Annotated in this window: 15 protein-coding genes; 10 read left to right on the top strand and 5 right to left on the bottom strand. The window is 51.5% G+C overall.

What is annotated here, in order from left to right; genetic code table 11:
• Window positions 1–151: 151 nt before the first annotated feature.
• The 4 genes from B5F83_RS10285 to B5F83_RS10270 are packed head-to-tail and all read right to left on the bottom strand — an operon-like array spanning window position 152 to window position 4,528.
• On the bottom strand, window positions 152–1,168 hold the full coding sequence (locus B5F83_RS10285; RefSeq protein WP_087280603.1) for a DUF4837 family protein: 1,017 nt from the start codon (window positions 1,166–1,168) through the stop codon (window positions 152–154).
• 21 nt (window positions 1,169–1,189) lie between these two features.
• A complete protein-coding gene (gene rseP / locus B5F83_RS10280; protein ID WP_087280600.1) occupies window positions 1,190–2,494 on the bottom strand; it encodes an RIP metalloprotease RseP in 1,305 nt (434 codons plus the stop codon).
• A complete protein-coding gene (dxr, locus tag B5F83_RS10275; RefSeq protein WP_087280597.1) occupies window positions 2,494–3,663 on the bottom strand; it encodes a 1-deoxy-D-xylulose-5-phosphate reductoisomerase in 1,170 nt (389 codons plus the stop codon). The genes rseP and dxr overlap by 1 nt, the downstream gene beginning before the upstream one ends.
• A 10-nt stretch (window positions 3,664–3,673) precedes the next feature.
• The gene (locus B5F83_RS10270) at window positions 3,674–4,528 is read right to left on the bottom strand and encodes a M23 family metallopeptidase (RefSeq protein ID WP_087280594.1); all 855 of its coding nucleotides are present in this window, start codon (window positions 4,526–4,528) and stop codon (window positions 3,674–3,676) included.
• 25 nt (window positions 4,529–4,553) lie between these two features.
• Between B5F83_RS10270 and ruvX the strand changes: the two genes are divergently transcribed.
• The 10 genes from ruvX to B5F83_RS10225 all read left to right on the top strand — a co-directional run bounded on the left by ruvX (window position 4,554) and on the right by B5F83_RS10225 (window position 18,077).
• On the top strand, window positions 4,554–4,979 hold the full coding sequence (ruvX, locus tag B5F83_RS10265) for a Holliday junction resolvase RuvX (RefSeq protein WP_087280591.1): 426 nt from the start codon (window positions 4,554–4,556) through the stop codon (window positions 4,977–4,979).
• A gap of 15 nt (window positions 4,980–4,994) precedes the next feature.
• Complete coding sequence (gene def, locus B5F83_RS10260) at window positions 4,995–5,564, top strand: peptide deformylase (RefSeq protein WP_087280589.1); 570 nt, start codon at window positions 4,995–4,997, stop codon at window positions 5,562–5,564.
• A 15-nt stretch (window positions 5,565–5,579) separates the two neighbouring features.
• Window positions 5,580–6,926 (top strand): phosphomannomutase/phosphoglucomutase, encoded by a 1,347-nt coding sequence (locus tag B5F83_RS10255; RefSeq protein ID WP_087280586.1) that lies wholly within the window; start codon window positions 5,580–5,582, stop codon window positions 6,924–6,926.
• 37 nt (window positions 6,927–6,963) lie between these two features.
• Window positions 6,964–7,548: a DUF308 domain-containing protein gene (locus B5F83_RS10250; RefSeq protein ID WP_087280583.1), complete on the top strand. Its 585-nt coding sequence runs from the start codon at window positions 6,964–6,966 to the stop codon at window positions 7,546–7,548.
• On the top strand, window positions 7,548–7,712 hold the full coding sequence (locus B5F83_RS10670) for a hypothetical protein (RefSeq protein WP_156455356.1): 165 nt from the start codon (window positions 7,548–7,550) through the stop codon (window positions 7,710–7,712). The genes B5F83_RS10250 and B5F83_RS10670 overlap by 1 nt, the downstream gene beginning before the upstream one ends.
• A 139-nt stretch (window positions 7,713–7,851) precedes the next feature.
• Entirely contained in the window at window positions 7,852–10,125 is a 2,274-nt protein-coding gene (locus B5F83_RS10245) for a GH92 family glycosyl hydrolase (protein WP_087280581.1), read from the top strand.
• A 1-nt stretch (window position 10,126) separates the two neighbouring features.
• Window positions 10,127–13,672 (top strand): GH92 family glycosyl hydrolase, encoded by a 3,546-nt coding sequence (locus B5F83_RS10240; protein WP_087280576.1) that lies wholly within the window; start codon window positions 10,127–10,129, stop codon window positions 13,670–13,672.
• 5 nt (window positions 13,673–13,677) lie between these two features.
• On the top strand, window positions 13,678–16,008 hold the full coding sequence (locus B5F83_RS10235) for a GH92 family glycosyl hydrolase (protein ID WP_087280608.1): 2,331 nt from the start codon (window positions 13,678–13,680) through the stop codon (window positions 16,006–16,008).
• A gap of 31 nt (window positions 16,009–16,039) precedes the next feature.
• Window positions 16,040–17,146: an ROK family protein gene (locus B5F83_RS10230; protein WP_087280573.1), complete on the top strand. Its 1,107-nt coding sequence runs from the start codon at window positions 16,040–16,042 to the stop codon at window positions 17,144–17,146.
• A 13-nt stretch (window positions 17,147–17,159) separates the two neighbouring features.
• The gene (locus tag B5F83_RS10225) at window positions 17,160–18,077 is read left to right on the top strand and encodes a type I phosphomannose isomerase catalytic subunit (protein WP_087280606.1); all 918 of its coding nucleotides are present in this window, start codon (window positions 17,160–17,162) and stop codon (window positions 18,075–18,077) included.
• Window positions 18,078–18,411: 334 nt separating this feature from the next.
• Here the strand turns inward: B5F83_RS10225 and B5F83_RS10735 are convergent, their stop codons facing one another.
• Entirely contained in the window at window positions 18,412–18,849 is a 438-nt protein-coding gene (locus B5F83_RS10735; RefSeq protein ID WP_204207391.1) for an IS5 family transposase, read from the bottom strand.
• Between the last annotated feature and the right edge of the window lie 106 nt (window positions 18,850–18,955).

The raw sequence follows: 18,955 nt of genomic DNA, 5'->3' as shown, positions 1-18,955 counted from the left end.
ATATACTACATTCCCGAAAAAAATCTTAAGGCTACAAATCGCCATTACAGCGGTCTGTAGCCTCGATTTGTACCTCTTTTTGACTGCACAAAGTGTCAAACTCCGGAAGATAGATATATTTTCTATACCGCCAAAATTTTTTGCAGTGAAATTAGGATTTTTTTTCAGTATCGTCCATCCACTCGAAAGAATACATGATCGATTCGACCTGTCTGAGGTAGTTCCTCTTGTCGTATTTCGGGGCGTAGACGAAGCCGAGGAGGACGATTACGTTCTCGCCGTCCTTGTCGTAAAACGCGTGGATTACATACGGGCCGCCCATATAGTCGTTCTGTACCTCCCAGAGTCCCCTGACTTCGGCAAAATCCCTTTTGTTGTATTTTATGTATTTAAGCTGCGGGTCGGGAAGGGGTGCGGTAATCATGTATGAATCTTCTACCGGTCCCGGTACGTTCTGTTTCAGCACGGCATTGCTTTCCTTTATGATTCTTTCCACCGACAGGGCGTCGTCCCCTGTGCCCGGATATTTGAAGACGAAGACATACTGGCTTACGGAAGTGGTTTCGTAGCTTATCCAGATGAATTTGTCATCTCCTTTCTTTATGGTGAAGCCCATGGGGAAATACGGGGAGCCTCCGGCCAGGGCTGCTACTGTGTTGCGCACGCCGGCTTCCTGGTACTTGATGTTGTTGGCTATTATCCTGTCCCTTTCAGCCTGCTCGAATGTGTTGTCTATAAGCGAAATATCCTTTTTCAGGAGTTCCGTTGCAGCTTCCCTGTCTTTCGCATTGACCTTGACGACGGTCTGCGGCCTTGCCCATACGTCCTTTGTTATGAGTGTCTTGTTTTCCTTTACATCGGGCGATATGTTTACTATAAGGATGTTCCTGTGAATCCAGAACAGATTGGTGAAATTGGACGGGGTGACATCGTACAGCTTGAATTTGGGCTCTACCTGCGGCAGTACCTGGTATTCGGCTTCGAGCGTGTTCCTTATTATCTCTCCCGGTTCGGCATCCCATTCGGCGCCTTCTATGACAACGATTATTTCTCCTGGGCTTCCGCTGACATTCTGGAACATCTGTCCGGTTTCATTGCATGAACCGAGCAGTACCGAGGCGGCTATGGCTGAAACGGCCGCTGCAATCTGAAATATGATGTGTTTCATTGTGTGTGTTATATAAAAATACTAAAATACAAAATTTCTCAAATCGTTCCAAAATGCGAGGAAGATAATCATGATCAGCAGCAACATCCCTACCGCTTGGGCCCTCATCAGGAACTTGTCGCTCGGCTTGTGCCGCGTAATCATCTCGTAGAGGGTGAACAGTATGTGTCCTCCGTCGAGTCCCGGGATGGGCAGCAGGTTCATTACGCCGAGCATTATCGAAAGCAGGGCCGATATGCTCCAGAACCTGAACCAGTCCCATTTTTCCGGAAAGATGCTTCCGATGCTGATTACGGAACCAACCTCCTTGTATGCCTCCGTTTCGGGATTGAATACCAGTTTCAGTTCCTTTATGTATGAACCTATTGTCGAGAAAGTGAGTTTTATTCCCGCCGGGATGGCAGTCAGGAAATCATAGTCCTTTGTTGTGATTTTCGGCATGCGGGTCATAACCTGTATCAGCCCGGCCGTATCTACTTTCGCTTCTATGTTTACCGGGGCGCCGTCCCTTATCATGGACAGTTCGACAGTGGTGTCCCGGTGCTCCGAGAGATATTTTCTTACATCCTGGAGATACGTCATCTCCTTTCCGTCGATTGCCGTAAGGCTGTCTCCCGGCATCAGCAGGCCCTTGTTAGGGGAGTCTTCCGGAATCTCGGCTATTACGAAAGGAATGGCTACTCCGAAAATAGGCTGTTTGTAATCGAGCATCTTCGGGATGTAATCGTTGCCGAGTGATATTTCCACCGTGTCGCCGTTCCTGAGCACGGTGGCGGTTTCTGCCTGTTCGTGGAGCAGGTCCGCCGATAGGGAGCCGAAATCGTCCGGGGTGTAGTCATCGAAGCTGATTATCCTGTCCCCGTCGCGGAATCCCATTTCTCTGGCAAGTTGCGATGTGTATATCGCCGCATCGCTGTTTTTTATGTAAGTCTCCCCCCAGCCGAGCAACAGTATGATATATATGATGATGGCCAGCAGGAAATTGAATATGACACCTCCGGCCAGCACCAGCAGCCGCTGCCATGCCGGTTTCGAGCGGAATTCCCAGGGCTGAGGCTCGTTTTTGAGCGAGTCCCCGTCCATCGACTCGTCGACCATTCCCGAGATTTTGCAGTATCCGCCTATCGGAAGCCATCCTATCCCGTATTCTGTTTCGGAATTTTTCGGTTTCCATTTGAAGAGGGAGAATCCCCAGTCGAAAAACAGGTAGAATTTCTCGACCCTGATTTTGAACATCTTTGCAAAACAGAAATGCCCCAGTTCGTGTACGAGCACGAGGACGGACAGTGCGAGGATTACTTGTATGATTTTTATGATAACGTCCATTATTTCTCTATTTTCTTTATAATGCGCGATGCGGTTTCCCTTGCGGCCCTGTCGCTTTCAAATATGTTGCCAATGTCCTCTCCCTGGATAAACGGGACAGTGGCGAGGGTCTCTTCGATTACCGGAACAATGTCCGTAAACCGTATCCTGCCCTGTATGAATGCATTCACGGCCTCTTCGTCGGCCCCGCTCATTACACAGCAGGCGTTCCCGCCTTTGTCCAATGCCCGGCGGGCGGTGTCGAGTGCGGGGAATTTCACGGTGTCGGGCTTGTGGAAAGTGAGCTTTCCCAAGGCGAACAGGTCCAGCCTTTCCCCCTCTGCCGGCTGTCTGTACGGATAGGTGAGGGCGTACTGTATTGGAATCCTCATGTCCGGCATGCCCATTTGTGCCATTATGGCCCCGTCCTGGAACCGTACCATCGAATGTATGATGGATTCCGGATGGGTCACGACACTTATTTGTTCCGAAGGGATGCCGAAAAGCCATCTTGCCTCTATAACTTCGAAACCCTTGTTCATCATCGTCGCCGAGTCGACCGTCACCTTTTTTCCCATTTTCCATCTCGGGTGGTCCAGCGCCTGTTCGGGTGTCACCGAAGAAAGACTTTCTGCCGGATATTCACGGAACGGGCCGCCCGATGCGGTAATGATCAGTTCGTCCACAGGAGAGCCGAAAGAACCCTGGAGACACTGGAATATTGCGGAATGTTCCGAATCCACCGGAATCAGCGGAGCCGAATGCTTCATGGAAAGCCCTGTCACCGCTTCTCCGGCGCATACGAGTATCTCCTTGTTCGCTATCGCTATCGTTTTCCCGCTTTCAATTGCTTTCAGGACAGGTCTCAGCCCGCTGAAGCCTACCATGGATGCAAGTACGATGTCGATGTCGTCCGACTGTACGAGTGAGCATACGGAGTCCATTCCGGAAAACACCTTCACGTCGCTTCCGGACAGCAAGGACGAGGCCTTGTCGTAAAATTCGTCCCGGCAGATTACGGCGTTGTTTGCATTTACCGCCGCGGCCTGGCTTGCCAGCAGTCCGTAGTTCTCATTTGCCGTGAGCAGTTCGACTTCGAATAAGTCGGGGTTGGACAGGATTACTTCTATGGCCTGTTTTCCGATTGAACCCGTGGAACCAAGTATCGCAATCTTTCTTTTCCTTTCCATTGCAGCGGTATCAGAAGTTTATATAGGTCTCGGGATTTACGGCCTCCCCTGCGTACCATAACTCGAAATGCAGGTGGGGCCCCGTGCTGATGCTTCCGGTGTTCCCGGTAAGCGCTATCGGGGTGCCGGCCTTGACTTTGTCCCCTACGCTTTTCAGCAGTCTGCCGTTGTGCTTGTATACCGAGATTATGTCATCGGGATGCTGTATCTGTATCGTATAGCCGGTTTCGTCGTTCCATCCGGCACCGATTACGGTCCCTTCAAGGACGGAATATACGGTGGAACCTTCGGATGCGGCTATGTCTATGAAGGGATGTCCCGCCGCCGGACTGTATTTTTCGGTTATCACCCCCTTGATCGGCGGATAGAACATTTTCCCTTCGATGTTCCTTATCTTTTTGTCGGTACCTGCGACATTGAATTTTTCCTGCTGCGACACTTCGTTCCTCAGTATGGAATCGGACTGTGCGTATGCCATGCTGTCCTTCAGCGTGGCCTCCGGCGCCGCATTAGCCGTAAGCAAGGAATCGAAATCAACCGGTACCCCTCCGCTGAGCACGGCAAGCAGGTTTTTCGAATAAATGTCCCATACCGTTATCTCCCTTTCGAGGGAGTCTATCTTCATCGCATTCTGCACGGCCATGCGTTTCGTCTGGGCGTCCGGATAGCCCGGGATGATTGAACGCACGGGGGTGAAGGCTATTATCGAAAAGATTATCAATATGAAAAGTACGATGGAGCCTATGGAGATGAAGAGCATGTTCCCTTTCGTGAATGTTGTCTGCCAGACCTGCTCGTGGGTCGAATCCACGATAAGCGCGAGCCTGTATCTGACATCTTTTTTCCCTTTATTTTGTTTTCCCATATAAAAAAGTTAACTTTGCTTTGTTATGGACAGAATAGTCGGGATAGATTACGGAAGGAAAAGGGTTGGTGTCGCCGTGAGCGACCCGTTGGGGATTTTCGCGTCCGCCCTTGAAACCGTCCATTCTGCAAAGATAATAGATTATCTTAAAAATTACTCTTTGCGTGAAAAGATAGTGGGTTTTGTGGTGGGTTATCCGATGAATACGGACAATACCCCGTCGGAAGCGGCGGCTGATGTGGACGTTTTTTTGAAACATCTTGCGAAAAATTTTCCCGGAATCCCCGTTTTCAGGGAGGACGAGAGGTTCACGTCGGTACTCGCACACCGGGCGATGATAGACGGGGGCATGAAGAAATCCGACCGGAGGAAAAAGGAATCCGCCGACAGGATAAGCGCGGCCATAATACTACAGACTTATCTGGACCGAAGGGAAGTAAAACAGAAATAAAAACAGTTCATATAGATGATTTTGCCAATATATTTGTACGGCACCGACGAGCTGCGTTCGACAGCGAAGGAAGCCGATTTGAACAGGAAGGAAGAGATAACGAAACTCATAGCCGACATGGACGAGACCATGCACCATGCCGACGGGTGCGGAATCGCCGCCCCGCAGGTGGGCGAGATGCTCAGGATACTGATTGTGGACGGAGGGGATCTGGCTGACGTGTATGATTATCTGAAGGATTTCAAGAGAGTGATGATTAATCCGGTGCTTCTTGAGGAAAGCGAAGAGGAGGCCGTGTTCTCCGAAGGCTGTCTCAGCCTTCCCGACCTGCATCTCGAAGTAAGGAGACCTGCACGCATCAGGGTGCGTTATTACAATGAGAACTTCGAGGAGGTCGAGGAAGAGTTCGACCGTTTCGGATGCAGGATGATTCAGCACGAGATGGACCACCTCGACGGCAAGGTGTTCGTAGACAGGGTCCCGCAGATACGGCGCAAGCTCGTGCAGGGCAGACTCAGCGGGATAGCAAGGGGCTGCGTGCATACATCTTATAAAGTAAAGTTCAATTCAAGGAAAAAACATTAAAAACATATTATCGCCATGGGAGCTTTTCATGCTTATGACATACGGGGGATATACGGCAAGGATTTCGACAAGGATACCGTGTATAAGGTAGGTTTTTTCATCCCGAGACTTCTGGCTACTGACAAGGTCATAGTCGGACGCGACGTGAGGCAGTCGTCTCCGGAGATACACGAGTGGCTCGTGAAAGGAATAACGGATGCAGGTGCGGATGTGTACGATTTGGGACTCAGCACCACTCCGATGGTGTATTTCGCAACGGCCAAATACGGATTCAAGGCCTCCGTGCAGATTACGGCTTCGCATAACCCCAAAGAGTACAACGGTCTGAAGGTGTCGGGTGAAAACGCCCTGCCTATCGGCCTGGACAATGGTCTGGGACAGATACAGGAGTGGATGGAGAAGGGGGAAAGCATTGTTCCCAACCGGAGGAAAGGGGAAAGGAAGGACATGGATGTGAGGGAGGAATACTTGAAGTTCCTTCTCGGTTACAAGGAAGACTATTCGGCACTTAAAATAGGCATGGATGTTTCCAACGGAATGGCCGCCCTGTTCGTCAGGGACATTTTCGGCGATGCCCCGCTTTACCTCTATGACGAGCTGGACGGGACTTTCCCAAACCACGAGGCGAATCCACTCATTCCGGAGAACGTCGCAGATTTGAAGAAGCTCGTGGCGGAAAACGGATGCGATGTCGGCGTGATATATGACGGCGATGCGGACAGGGTGATGTTCGTGGATGAGAAGTCGCGTTTCATTTCGCCGGATCTGATGATAGCCGTGCTCGGACATTATTTTTTCGGTGAGAAAGGCGAAAAAGGCATTGTCCTTCAGGATATACGGAGTTCGAAGGCGGTAGGAGAGTACCTTGAGCCGATGGGTGCCGAGATGCACACGTGGCGTGTGGGTAGGGCTTACGCGGCGAGGAAACTGAGGGAACTCGGTGGAATCTACGGCGGAGAACTTGCCGGACATTATTATTTCAGGGATTTCTTCTATTCGGACAGCGGCCTGTTGGCTTCGCTCATCATACTCAATGTAGTTTCGCGGATGAAGCGTGAGGGAGTTACCCTGTCGGCTCTGATTGACAGGATTGCCAAGTACCGCAATTCGGGCGAAATCAATTTCAGGCTGGAGCACAAGGCACAGGCCATGGATGCCGTGCGCGATTATTTCATCGGGAAAGAAAAACCGTCGGCATATTACGATTTTGACGGATACCGTGTCGAATTCGAAGACTGGTGGTTCAATATCAGGCCTTCGAATACGGAACCTTATCTGCGGTTCATCTGCGAGGCGAGGACACAGGAACTTCTCGACCGGAAAGTGGCGGAAGCTACTGAAATCATCGGAACCTTCGACTGACTTTAAAACTTTTTGACTAACTGTTAAATCTTAAACTATGTTAATCTTCGGTTACAGACATTCTTCGAGCGGTTATGTGAGGGCTTCCATAGCCATCCTGCTCGGTTTGCTACTCATGGTCTTCCCAAACTGGTTCTCTTACATAGTGGGGGGAGTGATTCTGCTTGTCGGTATAGTATCAATAGTACAGGCATTCAACATGAGGGGGATGAGGGTCATCGTTACCTCCCTTGTCAGCGCGTCCATAACGACGGTCATAGGCCTTCTGATTGTGATACACCCGAACGGTTTCCCCGGGGTTATAGTATTTTTCCTCGGTCTCCTGCTTGCGGCATTCGGACTGTACCAATTGTTTTCCCTTCTGGTGATAAGGAAGGTCGTGAGAGTCCCTGTGTATGATTATATCCTGTCTTCGGTGTCGGCCGGAGCGGGCCTCGTCATGGTATTTTTCCCAGACAAGACGTCCAAGCTTCTGCTGATATTCCTCGGTGCGGCCATATTGGTTTACGGGGTTTCCACCCTTTTGGCCACGGCCCGTATAAGGGAAGCGATGGAAGAGGATGAAAAAGCCGAATTCAGCCATTATGAGGACCTTTCGAAAGGAAATAAGCAAAACCCTTAATGAGACGTTTTAATAGCCTTTCGACTTTCAATATGTCATTCGTGCTCCTTGCCGCTCCGGAGTCATGCCAGCTTGCAATCTGGATTAATGCCAAGGAACCGGAACAGTCCGCAGTGGGAACTCAAACATTTTACCTGCAACGGTACGATTACAGAGCTCTGTGACGACGAATTGCGGTATGAAGCGGATTTGGTTTCATGGTTCGGCGAAACGATTTTCGCGGAATCCGAAGGCCTTCCTGATCCGTTGCTTTATTTTAGTTAGTATGTAATGTACGGACGGTGTCATTCCGTCAGTTGGCCTATGCTGTTGTACAGACTATTTTTTACATCGGCTCTCGCATTGTTTTTCAGTGCGGAAACCATTGCACAAGATGTGCTGGATTATGTCAATCCCTTTATAGGTACGTCCGATTACGGGGCTACAAATCCTGGAGCTCTCGTGCCTAACGGGATGATGTCCGTTTCGCCTTTCAATGTAATGGGGTCGGAACTCAACAGGTTCGACAAGGATTCCCGCTGGTGGTCCGCCCCGTACGATTTTACCAACCGGTATTTTACCGGTTTTTCCCATGTTAACCTGAGCGGGGTCGGTTGTCCGGAACTTGCTTCCGTGCTGACTGTCCCCACTGCCGGGGAAGTGGTTCCCGACTATGCACTGTACGGTTCAGAGTATGATTCCGAAACCGCTTCGCCCGGATATTATTCCCTGAACCTTCTGCGCTATGGCATCAAGGCGGAGGTTACGGCCACGCGGAGGACTTCCATTGAAAGGTACTCCTTCCCGGAGGGCAGGGGAAACGTACTCGTGAATCTCGGCGAAGGCCTTACCAACGAGTCGGGCGCATATCTCAGGAAAGTCAGCGATACGGAAATAGAGGGAATGAAACTTCTCGGTACATTTTGCTACAATCCGCAGAAAGTCTTTCCGATATATTTCGTAATCCGCGTTTCAAAGGTGCCTTCCGAAACGGGGTTCTGGAAGAAGCAGCGGACGATGAAAGGCATAGAGGCGGACTGGACTCCGGATAACGGAAAATACAAACTGTATACGGAATACGGGCGGGATATGGCCGGGGACGACATAGGCTATTACTTCAGCTTTGACGGCCTTCATGAAGGGGAGACGGTCGAGGTGCAGGTCGGCGTGTCTTTCGTAAGCACCCGGAATGCACGTGAGAACCTTGAAGCCGAACAGTCCGGTTTCGATTTCGATTCCGTACGGCTTGCCGCAGAGGCCGCATGGCGGGAAGATTTGTCGAAAATCAAGGTGTACGGGGGGACATGGGAACAGAAAAGGGTCTTTTATACCGCTCTCTACCATTCTCTCATACACCCAAACGTACTGAATGATGTGAACGGGGAATACCCCCTGATGGAGTCTTCCGGAACCGGCAGGGTGGAGGACGGCCGAGACAGATATACGGTTTTTTCGTTGTGGGACACCTACCGTAACGTACACCAGCTGCTTACTCTCGTTTTTCCTCACAGGCAGCTCGATATGGTGCGTTCCATGGTTTCCATTGCCCGGGAATGGGGCTGGATGCCGCGGTGGGAACTGTACGGAAGGGAGACTTTCACTATGGAAGGCGATCCGGCAATACCGGTAATAACAGATACGTGGCTGAAAGGATTGCGTGACTTCGATGTGCAGGCGGCTTACAGGGCCATGCGCCGCAGTGCCCTTGCTCCCGGAAGCGAGAACGCATTGCGGAGGGACATAGACCCGTATCTTGAGAAAGGCTATATCCCTCTGGGGGTTTATGCCCAGGATTTGGCCGGAGACGTTTCGGTATCGCATGCCCTGGAATATTATGTTGCCGACCATGCCCTTTCGGTGCTGGCCGATTCGTTGGGATATAAAGATGACGCCAGGATGTTCATGGAGCATTCATTGGGATATAAAAATTATTATTGTCCCGAATACGGTACGTTGAGGCCGTTGAATCCCGATGGGACATTTTACGGGCCGTTCGACCCCGGTCAGGGCGCGGATTTCGAGACTGCACCCGGTTTTCACGAAGGGAGCGCATGGAACTACACTTTTTATGTTCCCCATGACATAAGAGGGTTGGCAAAACTCATGGGGGGCCCGCGCAAGTTTGTGGAAAAGTTACAGATGGTATTTGATACGGGTCTGTATGATCCGGCAAACGAGCCGGACATAGCCTATCCGTATCTTTTCAGTTATTTTAAAGGGGAGGAGTGGCGTACCCAGGAACTGGTCGCCGCCATTGTCAGTGAACATTACAGTGATACCCCGGGAGGGATACCCGGGAATGATGATACCGGAGCGATGTCGGCCTGGGCCGTATTTTCGATGATGGGGTTATATCCCGATTGTCCCGGTTCCCCTTACTATGTTCTTACCACCCCTGTTTTCGACAGGATAGAGATAACCCTGGACCCGGATTTCCACGGGAGGGATTGTCTGATTATTGAAAAGGACCCCGGTACTTCGGGAAAATACATAGATGCCGTCTATTCGGGAGGCAAAAGGTTCAAGGGCTTCAGGATAAGCCATAAGGAGCTTCTTGAAGGAGGGCATGTCGTGTTCGGATTGACAGATGAAAAATAATATGGGAATTTCGGCAGTTCTGCCTGTTTTGGCGATATCGTCTTTGATATGCTCCTGTTCTTTCTTGCGGCAGGAGGAAAAAAGTCTCACTTCATACGTAGACCCGCTGATAGGCAGCGGAGGCCACGGCCATGTGTTCGTGGGGGCAAACGTACCTTTCGGGATGGTGCAGCTCGGCCCTACCAGCATACCCCAGGAATGGGACTGGACTTCGGGCTACCATGTAAGCGATTCGACGGTCATAGGTTTTTCGCATACGCATCTGAGCGGAACGGGGATAGGCGACCTGTTCGATGTGACCGTGATGCCCGTAACCGGAGCTGTCGAATATGCGAGAGGAGGCGAGGATGTCCCTGGTTCAGGCCTTTGGTCGTATGCCGACAGGAGCAGGGAAAAGGCTGTTCCGGGCTATTATTCCGTACCTCTTACGAGATATGGGATAACTGCCGAGCTTACGGCGACGGCCCGTGTCGGGATGCACAGATATACGTTTCCGGCTAACGACAGTGCTGCAATAGTCTTCGATTTGGAAAACGGGGGATGCTGGGACAGGACCGTGGACTGCGGCTTCGATATCCGCGGGGACAGGGCCGTTTCGGGTTACAGGTTCTCGTCCGGATGGGCCGATGACCAAAGGGTGTATTTTTATGCCGAATTTTCGAAACCATTCTCTTCATGCGAGATTTCGGAAAACGGAATGTATGCGAGATTTTCATTTAAAACTGAAGAAAACGAGCGGATACTGATGAAGGTCGCCCTTTCTCCGGTCAGTGAAGACGGGGCCGAGGCCAATATGGCTGCCGAACTTTCCGGTTGGGACTTCGATTCCGTCGCGGTGGCCGCCGATGATGCATGGAACAGGGAACTTTCAAAAATCAGGATAAGCACGGACAATGAGAGCAGAAAGAGGATTTTCTATACCGCCCTGTACCATACGATGATTGCACCGTCGCTGTTCTGCGATGCAGACGGCAGCTATCGAGGAACGGACAAACTCGTGCACGGGGACGAGGGATTTGTGAATTATACTACATTCTCGCTTTGGGATACGTACCGGGCGGCCCATCCTCTTATGACAATCATCCATCCCGAAAAGGTCCCAGACATGATTAATACCATGCTTGCCATTTATCGGCAGCAGGGAAAACTGCCGGTGTGGCATCTCATGGGCTGCGAGACCAATTGCATGGTTGGCAATCCGGGCATCCCGGTAGTGGCTGATGCCGTACTGAAGGGATTCGGCGGCTTCGACAGGAAATCCGCATACGAAGCGCTTGTCAATTCGGCGATGGTTGCGGACAGGGGACAGCAGTATCGTATGAAGTACGGATATATTCCGTGCGACAAGATGAATGAATCCGTGGCATACGATATGGAATATGCGATAGCCGACTGGGCGGTGGCGCAGGTTGCGGAGGCGATGGGCAACGGGCAGGATTACGGGTATTTTATGGAAAGGAGCCGTTCCTATCGCAATTATTTCGATTCTTCGACCGGTTTTATCCGCGGCAAGGACAGCAAAGGCCGTTTCCGCACCCCGTTCGACCCTTATTCTTCTTCGCACCGCAATGACGATTATTGCGAAGGCAATGCCTGGCAGTACACATGGCTCGTTCCCCATGATTTGGACGGGCTTGCCGGATGTTTCGGCTCCAAAGAGGCATTGGTGCGCAAACTGGATTCGCTGTTTACAGTAGATTCGAAGATTACGGGTCAGGACAGTTCTCCCGACATATCGGGATTCGTAGGCCAGTATGCACACGGAAACGAGCCGAGCCACCATATCCTGTATTTCCATACCATGCTCGGGCAGCCGTGGAAGACGGCGGACAAGGTGCGTTATGTGCTTGACAGCCTTTACCATGATGCTCCGGACGGGCTTTCCGGGAATGAGGACGTGGGGCAGATGTCGGCGTGGTACATCCTTTCTTCACTGGGCTTTTATCAGGTAGAGCCTGCCGGAGGACGGTACTATTTCGGAAGTCCGCTTTTCGATGAGGCGGAGATAAAGGTGAAAGGAGGAATATTCAGGGTTGTGGCGCACGGCAACAGCGACGAGGCCCGTTACATTAAGCGCGTGAGGCTTAACGGAGATATCTATACGAAACCGTACTTGGATTTTAAGGACATTGAGGCCGGCGGCCTGCTCGAATTCGAAATGAGTGCCACACCGTCTTTGTGGTATTGCCCGGAAGAACCGGATGAATACGTTTCCCGGCGGCCGGACCCTCAGGCGCGGCTTTTCGTCTCTCCGGCAATCGAGGATGAAATACGGCGTATCTCCGGGATGTTGGACAATCCGCGCCTTGCATGGATGTTTTCCAACTGTTTTCCCAATACCCTCGACACGACCGTACATTATGACGAAGACGGAGACGGCGTTCCCGACACTTTCGTCTATACGGGAGACATACCGGCCATGTGGCTGAGGGATTCCGGTGCGCAGGTATGGCCTTATCTTCCTTACATTAATGAGGACGAAGGCCTGAGGAAAATGATAGCCGGGGTAATCCTCAGGCAGTTTTCCCTGATAAATACGGACCCTTACGCCAATGCTTTCAACCAGGGACCTACAGGTGCGGGCAATCCGGCCGATGTCTTCGGGAGGAAGCCGGAAGTGTTTGAAAGAAAATGGGAAATAGATTCGCACTGTTATCCGGTAAGGCTGGCGTATGAATACTGGAAAACAAGCGGCGACACTTCGGTCTTCGGAGAGGAATGGCTTTCGGCCGTTAAAAATATCCTTGCGGTTTTCCGTGAGCAGCAGCGCAAGGACGGGCATGGAAGCTATGCGTTCCTGCGTGTAACGGACAGGCAGCTGGATACGAAATGCGTTGTCGGCAGGGGCAATCCGGTAAGGCCGGTTGGCCTGATAGCTTCGGCCTTCCGCCCTTCGGACGATGCCACTACCTTCGAATTTCTCGTACCTTCCAATTTTATGGCCGTATCTTCGCTCAGAAAGGCGGCCGAGATACTCCGTGACGTGAATGGCGAAGAGGCCCTTGCAGGCGAGTGCGGGGCGCTTGCCGACGAAGTGGAGACGGCTTTGTACGAATATGCCGTAGCCGACCATCCTGTATTCGGGAAGATTTTCGCTTTCGAGGTGGACGGCTTCGGAAACAAATACCTGATGGATGACGCCAATGTCCCTTCCTTGCTGTCGATGGCTTATCTCGGAGATGTGGAGAGGGACAATCCGGTTTATGAAAATACGCGCCGTTTCGTCCTGAGCGAATACAATCCGTATTTTTTCCGCGGATGTTGCGGCGAGGGCATAGGAGGCCCGCATATAGGGGCGGAGGTAATCTGGCCAATGAGCATAATGATGAGGGCCTTTACCTCTGACGATGATGACGAGATAGCCGACTGTATCCGGACTCTGATGATAACCGATGCCGGAACGGGCTTCATCCACGAGTCTTTCCACAAGGACGATGCTTCTCTGTACACCCGTGACTGGTTCGCCTGGCAGAACGGCCTGTTCGGAGAGCTGATAATCAAGTTAGTGAATGACGGGAAAATCGATTTGTTGAATTCAATCAGATGACAGCCATGAGACGTTTCATATTTACCGTAGCTTTTGCTTCTATCTGCATCATAGTGGCCTTTGCCATACTTTTTGGTTCGTTTTCAAAAAAATCCGGACCGGTCCTGGTTGCCGAGCCTGAAAAATATGTCACCACACTCGTTGGGACGTTTTCGGAATATGCCTTTTCCACTGGGAACACCTATCCGGCAGTGGCCATGCCGTGGGGCATGAATTTCTGGACTCCGCAGACAGGCAGGATGGGGGACGGATGGACTTACCGTTACGATGCGCACAGGATTCGCGGCTTCAAGCAGACACATCAGCCGTCGCCATGGATAAACGATTACGGCCAGTTTTCCATAATGCCGCTGAAAGACCGCTCCCTGTTTACCGAAGATGACAGGGCGAGCTGGTTCTCGCACAAAACGGAGGAGGCAAGGCCTTATTATTATAAGGTATATCTTGCCGACCATGACGTTACGGCCGAAATCGCTCCTACCGAAAGGGCGGCCATGCTCAGATTCACTTATCCCGACAGCGAGCTTTCGGGTTTCGTTGTGGACGCTTTCGACGGGGGCTCGCATATCAGGGTGCTTCCCGATATGATGACCATTGTCGGTTACAGTACGAAGAACAGCGGAGGGGTTCCGGACAATTTCCGCAACTGGTTTGTGGTAAAATCCGATACTCCTTTCGAAACGGTCGCCTTGTATGACGGCGATACGCCCGTGCCCGGGGCCGAGGCTTCCGGGGAACATATCCTGGCCGTTCTCGGTTTCAGGACGGACAGGTCCGACACGGTTCAATTGCATGCCGCTTCCTCATTCATATCTTCCGATCAGGCCTTTCTGAACCTTGAGGAGCTCGGTGACGGGGATTTCGGGTCGGTGAAAAATGAGGCGGCAGGCCGTTGGCGCGATGTCCTTTCCCGTATCCGCGTAGGAGGGGGCACTGAGGAGCAGTACCGTACATTCTATTCCTGCCTGTACCGTTCCCTTCTGTTCCCGCGCAAATTTTACGAAATCGATTCCACGGGTGCTCCGGTACATTACAGCCCGTACAACGGTAAGGTGTGTGAAGGCTATATGTATACCGATACTGGATTCTGGGATACTTTCAGGGCCCTGTTCCCTTTGCTTAACCTTGTCTATCCGTCCGTAAACGAGGAGATACAGGCCGGGCTTGCCAATGCTTTCAAGGAGGGAGGCTTTCTTCCCGAATGGGCGAGTCCGGGCTACCGTGATTGCATGATAGGAAACAATTCCGCCTCCGTAGTGGCCGATGCCATAGTAAAGGGCGTAAATGCCGAAAACCTTGAAACTCTGTACGAAGCATTGGTCTATGATGCTTCCCATGTGCATCCTCGGGTCGGTTCCACCGGCAGGCTCGGCCATGAATATTACGATTCCCTCGGATACGTGCCTTACGGAGCCGGAATCAATGAGAGCGTGGCCCGGAGTCTCGAATATTCTTATGCCGACTGGTGCATCCTGCAAGCCGGCCTGAAACTCGGGAAATCCGAGGAGGAACTTGCCCCTTTCAGGGCCGGAGCCATGAATTACCGCAATCTTTTCGACCCTACGGTAAGGCTTATGCGTGGAAAGACTGCCGACGGCAGGTTCTGTGAACCTTTCAGCCCTTATAAATGGGGTGATGCCTATACCGAAGGCAATGCCTGGCATTATACATGGTCGGTTTTCCATGACGTGGAGGGCCTGGTTTCCCTGATGGGCGGCAGGAAGGAATTTTGTCGGATGCTGGATTCGCTTTTCATAGTACCTCCAGTATATGACGACAGTTATTACGGAGTGCGTATCCATGAGATTACCGAAATGCAGGTTGCCGGTATGGGCAATTATGCGCATGGGAACCAGCCTGCCCAGCATGTGATTTATCTTTTCAATTATGCCGGTCAGCCGTGGAAGGCCCAGTATTGGGTGCGTGAGGTCATGGACAGGCTCTATTCTTCCGCTCCGGACGGTTACTGCGGGGACGAGGACAACGGCCAGACTTCGGCATGGTATGTGCTGTCAGCCCTCGGCTTTTATCCGGTATGTCCCGCATCCGATGAATATGTCCTGGGGTCCCCGTTGTTCGCCAAGGCGGTTATAGAACTTGAAAACGGGAATGAAATCGTTATTGAGGCGGCCGGTAACAGTCCGGGAAACAGGTATATTGCGGAAATGGAACTGAATGGTAAAGGATATGAAAACAATTTTCTCCGGCATGGGGATTTGATCCGTGGAGCGGAAATGGTTTTCAGCATGTCTCCGTATCCGGATACTCTTCGCGGAACGGCCATGGAAAACGCTCCGTATTCGTTCAGCCGTGAAGTTACAGGCCGCAAAAATTGAAAATAAAATGTTGAAAGTTTTAATATAAAATATGTCAAAATATCAATCAGACGGCCGTACGGTCCTGACATTGGACGCTGGCGGCACCAATATGGTTTTCGGAGCTATGCGCGGCAACGAATTCGTTGCTTCTCCGGTTACACTTCCTTCCAATGCGCATGACCTCGACCTTTGCCTCGGAACCATGGTGAAGGGCTTCAAGCAGGTCATTTCCGAATGCGGTTCGGAACCTTCGGCGATAAGTTTTGCCTTTCCCGGTCCTGCGGATTATCCGGACGGGATAATCGGGGGCTTCCTTCCCAATTTTCCTTCATTCAGGGACGGCGTGGCCCTCGGGGCGTTTCTCGAAAACGTTTTCGGGATTCCTGTTTTCATTAATAATGACGGAGACCTTTTCGCTTACGGTGAGGCCCTTGGCGGGGCACTCCCTGAAATCAATGCACGTTTGGAAAAGGCCGGAAGCGTGAAACGGTACAAAAATCTTATCGGCTATACGTTCGGAACCGGGCTCGGGATAGGAATCGTGATGGACGGAAAGTTGAACCGCGGCGACAATTCATGCGTGGAGACATTCTGCCTCCCGTATATGGAAGACAAAGGGACGATTGCCGAGGATTATGTTTCGATAAGGGCTGTGACACGTTACTATAGGGAATTTTCCGGTCTTGATGCCTATGGCGTTGAGCCTAAGGATGTTTTCGATATTGCCGAGGGTGCCTGTGAAGGCGACAGGGCAGCAGCAATGATGGCTTTCGAGCGTTTCGGAACCGTTGCGGGCGATGTGATTTCCACGGCCGTGACCCTTGTCGACGGCTTGGTGGTGCTCGGAGGAGGGCTTACAGCCGCCGCCAAATATTTCATGCCGTCTTTGCTTGCGGAAATGCGCAGGAAGATATTCACTCTTGCAGGGGATGAGCTCGGGCGCTTGCAGATGCAGGTCTTCGACCTGGACGACCCGGGGCAGTTCGAGGTTTTTGCGGCCGGAGAGAGCCGCCGCCTGAAAGTTTACGGCACGGACAATTATGTAATGTACGACCCGATGAAAAGGACGGGTGTGACCATATCCCGGCTCGGCACGAGCAAGGCCATCTCCGTAGGGGCATACAATTTCGCGCTTTCGCAATTGGATGGGGAGTGATATCAGGATGGAATTGTACCCTTTGAAATTCGCGCCTATCTTCAAGCAGATGATATGGGGCAGCGAGAGTTGGGAGCTTTCCGGTGTCGGAGGTTCGGAATCGGTTGTATCTTATGGTGCTTTGCACGGCAGGAAGATTTCCGAAATAATCCGGGAATACCGGGGCCTGCTGGTAGGTCAGAAGAATTATCTCCGTTTCGGAGACGAGTTCCCGTTGCTTATTAAGTTCATAGATGCCTCTTTGGATTTGTCCGTGCAGGTGCATCCGAATGATGAGCTTGCCATGGAAAGGCATGGGAAAAGAGGCAAGTCCGAAATGTGGTATGTCACCGGTGCCTTGCCGGGGGCGCATCTTCGTGCGGGCTTTTCGCGCCGCCTTACTCCGGACGAATATGAAAGCAAGGTTGCAGACGGCTCGATTGCGGATGCTCTGGCCGAATATGCCGTGCAGGAGGGGGACGTGTTTTACCTTCCTGCGGGCAGGGTTCACAGTCTCGGGGCCGGTACGAGCGTGGCGGAGATTCAGGAGACTTCCGATGTGACATACAGGATATTCGATTTCAACAGGCTCGGTCTGGACGGCAAGCCTCGTGAACTCCATACGGCCCTGGCCAGGGATGCAATGGATTTTACCGTGCAGCCTGATTACAGGACACATTACAGGCATGAGAAAAATGCGGAGACTGTACTTGTGGAATGCCCTCATTTCAGGACTTCGCTGTTTGACCTTGACAGAAGCGTGACAAAGGATATCGCTGTTTTGGACTCCTTCCTTGTGGTGATGTGTACCGAGGGCGAAGGGACAGTGGCGGATTCCCGTGGCAAGACGGTCGATATCCGCAGCGGCGAGACGGTACTCATGCCGGCCTGTTCCGGCCATGCGGTCTTCACCCCGCAGCAGCAGATGAAGCTCCTGACATCATGTGTCTGATGTTTATGCCTTCTTACCACCTTCGGTGAGGTAGAGGGAATGGTGGTAAAGGCGGTAATGGGTGGGGGAATGGTATTTTTCCACCCCATGTACATCTATTGTTTTTATAATGTAGGGACTGTCGTAAAAAGAATAAAAACTTTATAACGAATTGATTGCCAATGTAATATAAAATTTGTATCTTAGCAAAAGATAAAAAGAATACCCCCAACCGCCCTGGAAAAGCCGAATTTGGAGGTATCGCAAAAATTAATCTGCATGGCTAAGGTACAAAATTTCTCTGGAATATCACCCGATCTCCCTTTCACGGAGTTCGATTTTTATAAGAAACTGTTTAAATTTTATTCAAAAATAATTTTATGGCAGCGATATGCATCATGGCTTCGTGCGTATCGGCCCTGTATTCATAGTCAATGGTCAGTCTCCTGAAGTTCTCGAGCCATGAGAAAGTGCGCTCGACAATCCATCTTTTTGGCATGGGGACAAATCTGTCCGTCCGTTTGTCAGACCTGAGTACGACATCCAGGTCGCAATGCAGCAGTCTCATGACCGTGTTCCTGACAGTCTCGCCCCTGTAACCTCCGTCCGCCAGAATCCGTTTCAGCCCAGGGAATTTGTATCTCATGGATTCGAACACCTCTTCCGCCCCTACGCTGTCATGGACGTTAGCCGGATGGACTCTCACTGACATGGGCAGCCCCAGAGTGTCAACCACTATGTGCTCCTTCCTGCCCTTTATCTTTTTGTTTCCGTCTATTCCCCCTTTGACCATCAATATGATGGGAGGTCCTGACACTCCTTGAGTCGATGATCCCAAGGCTGGGACTCTCCGCCCTGCCCGAAAGACGGCGGACAATGCCGCGGAGGGTGTCGAAGAT

The organism is Muribaculum sp. An289 (assembly GCF_002159555.1).
Taxonomy (GTDB): Bacteria; Bacteroidota; Bacteroidia; order Bacteroidales; family UBA932; genus Merdivivens; species Merdivivens faecigallinarum.
Note: the sequence above shows the minus strand (reverse complement) of the source record. Positions and strands in the feature narration are given on the sequence as shown.

What these genes read in the sequence shown, in the direction of transcription:
- B5F83_RS10285 (WP_087280603.1), bottom strand. Translation starts at nt 1,168, where the DNA reads ATGAAACACATCATATTTCAGATTGCAGCGGCCGTTTCAGCCATAGCC.
- rseP (WP_087280600.1), bottom strand. Translation starts at nt 2,494, where the DNA reads ATGGACGTTATCATAAAAATCATACAAGTAATCCTCGCACTGTCCGTC.
- dxr (WP_087280597.1), bottom strand. Translation starts at nt 3,663, where the DNA reads ATGGAAAGGAAAAGAAAGATTGCGATACTTGGTTCCACGGGTTCAATC.
- B5F83_RS10270 (WP_087280594.1), bottom strand. Translation starts at nt 4,528, where the DNA reads ATGGGAAAACAAAATAAAGGGAAAAAAGATGTCAGATACAGGCTCGCG.
- ruvX (WP_087280591.1), top strand. Translation starts at nt 4,554, where the DNA reads ATGGACAGAATAGTCGGGATAGATTACGGAAGGAAAAGGGTTGGTGTC.
- def (WP_087280589.1), top strand. Translation starts at nt 4,995, where the DNA reads ATGATTTTGCCAATATATTTGTACGGCACCGACGAGCTGCGTTCGACA.
- B5F83_RS10255 (WP_087280586.1), top strand. Translation starts at nt 5,580, where the DNA reads ATGGGAGCTTTTCATGCTTATGACATACGGGGGATATACGGCAAGGAT.
- B5F83_RS10250 (WP_087280583.1), top strand. Translation starts at nt 6,964, where the DNA reads ATGTTAATCTTCGGTTACAGACATTCTTCGAGCGGTTATGTGAGGGCT.
- B5F83_RS10670 (WP_156455356.1), top strand. Translation starts at nt 7,548, where the DNA reads ATGAGACGTTTTAATAGCCTTTCGACTTTCAATATGTCATTCGTGCTC.
- B5F83_RS10245 (WP_087280581.1), top strand. Translation starts at nt 7,852, where the DNA reads ATGCTGTTGTACAGACTATTTTTTACATCGGCTCTCGCATTGTTTTTC.
- B5F83_RS10240 (WP_087280576.1), top strand. Translation starts at nt 10,127, where the DNA reads ATGGGAATTTCGGCAGTTCTGCCTGTTTTGGCGATATCGTCTTTGATA.
- B5F83_RS10235 (WP_087280608.1), top strand. Translation starts at nt 13,678, where the DNA reads ATGAGACGTTTCATATTTACCGTAGCTTTTGCTTCTATCTGCATCATA.
- B5F83_RS10230 (WP_087280573.1), top strand. Translation starts at nt 16,040, where the DNA reads ATGTCAAAATATCAATCAGACGGCCGTACGGTCCTGACATTGGACGCT.
- B5F83_RS10735 (WP_204207391.1), bottom strand. Translation starts at nt 18,849, where the DNA reads ATGGTCAAAGGGGGAATAGACGGAAACAAAAAGATAAAGGGCAGGAAG.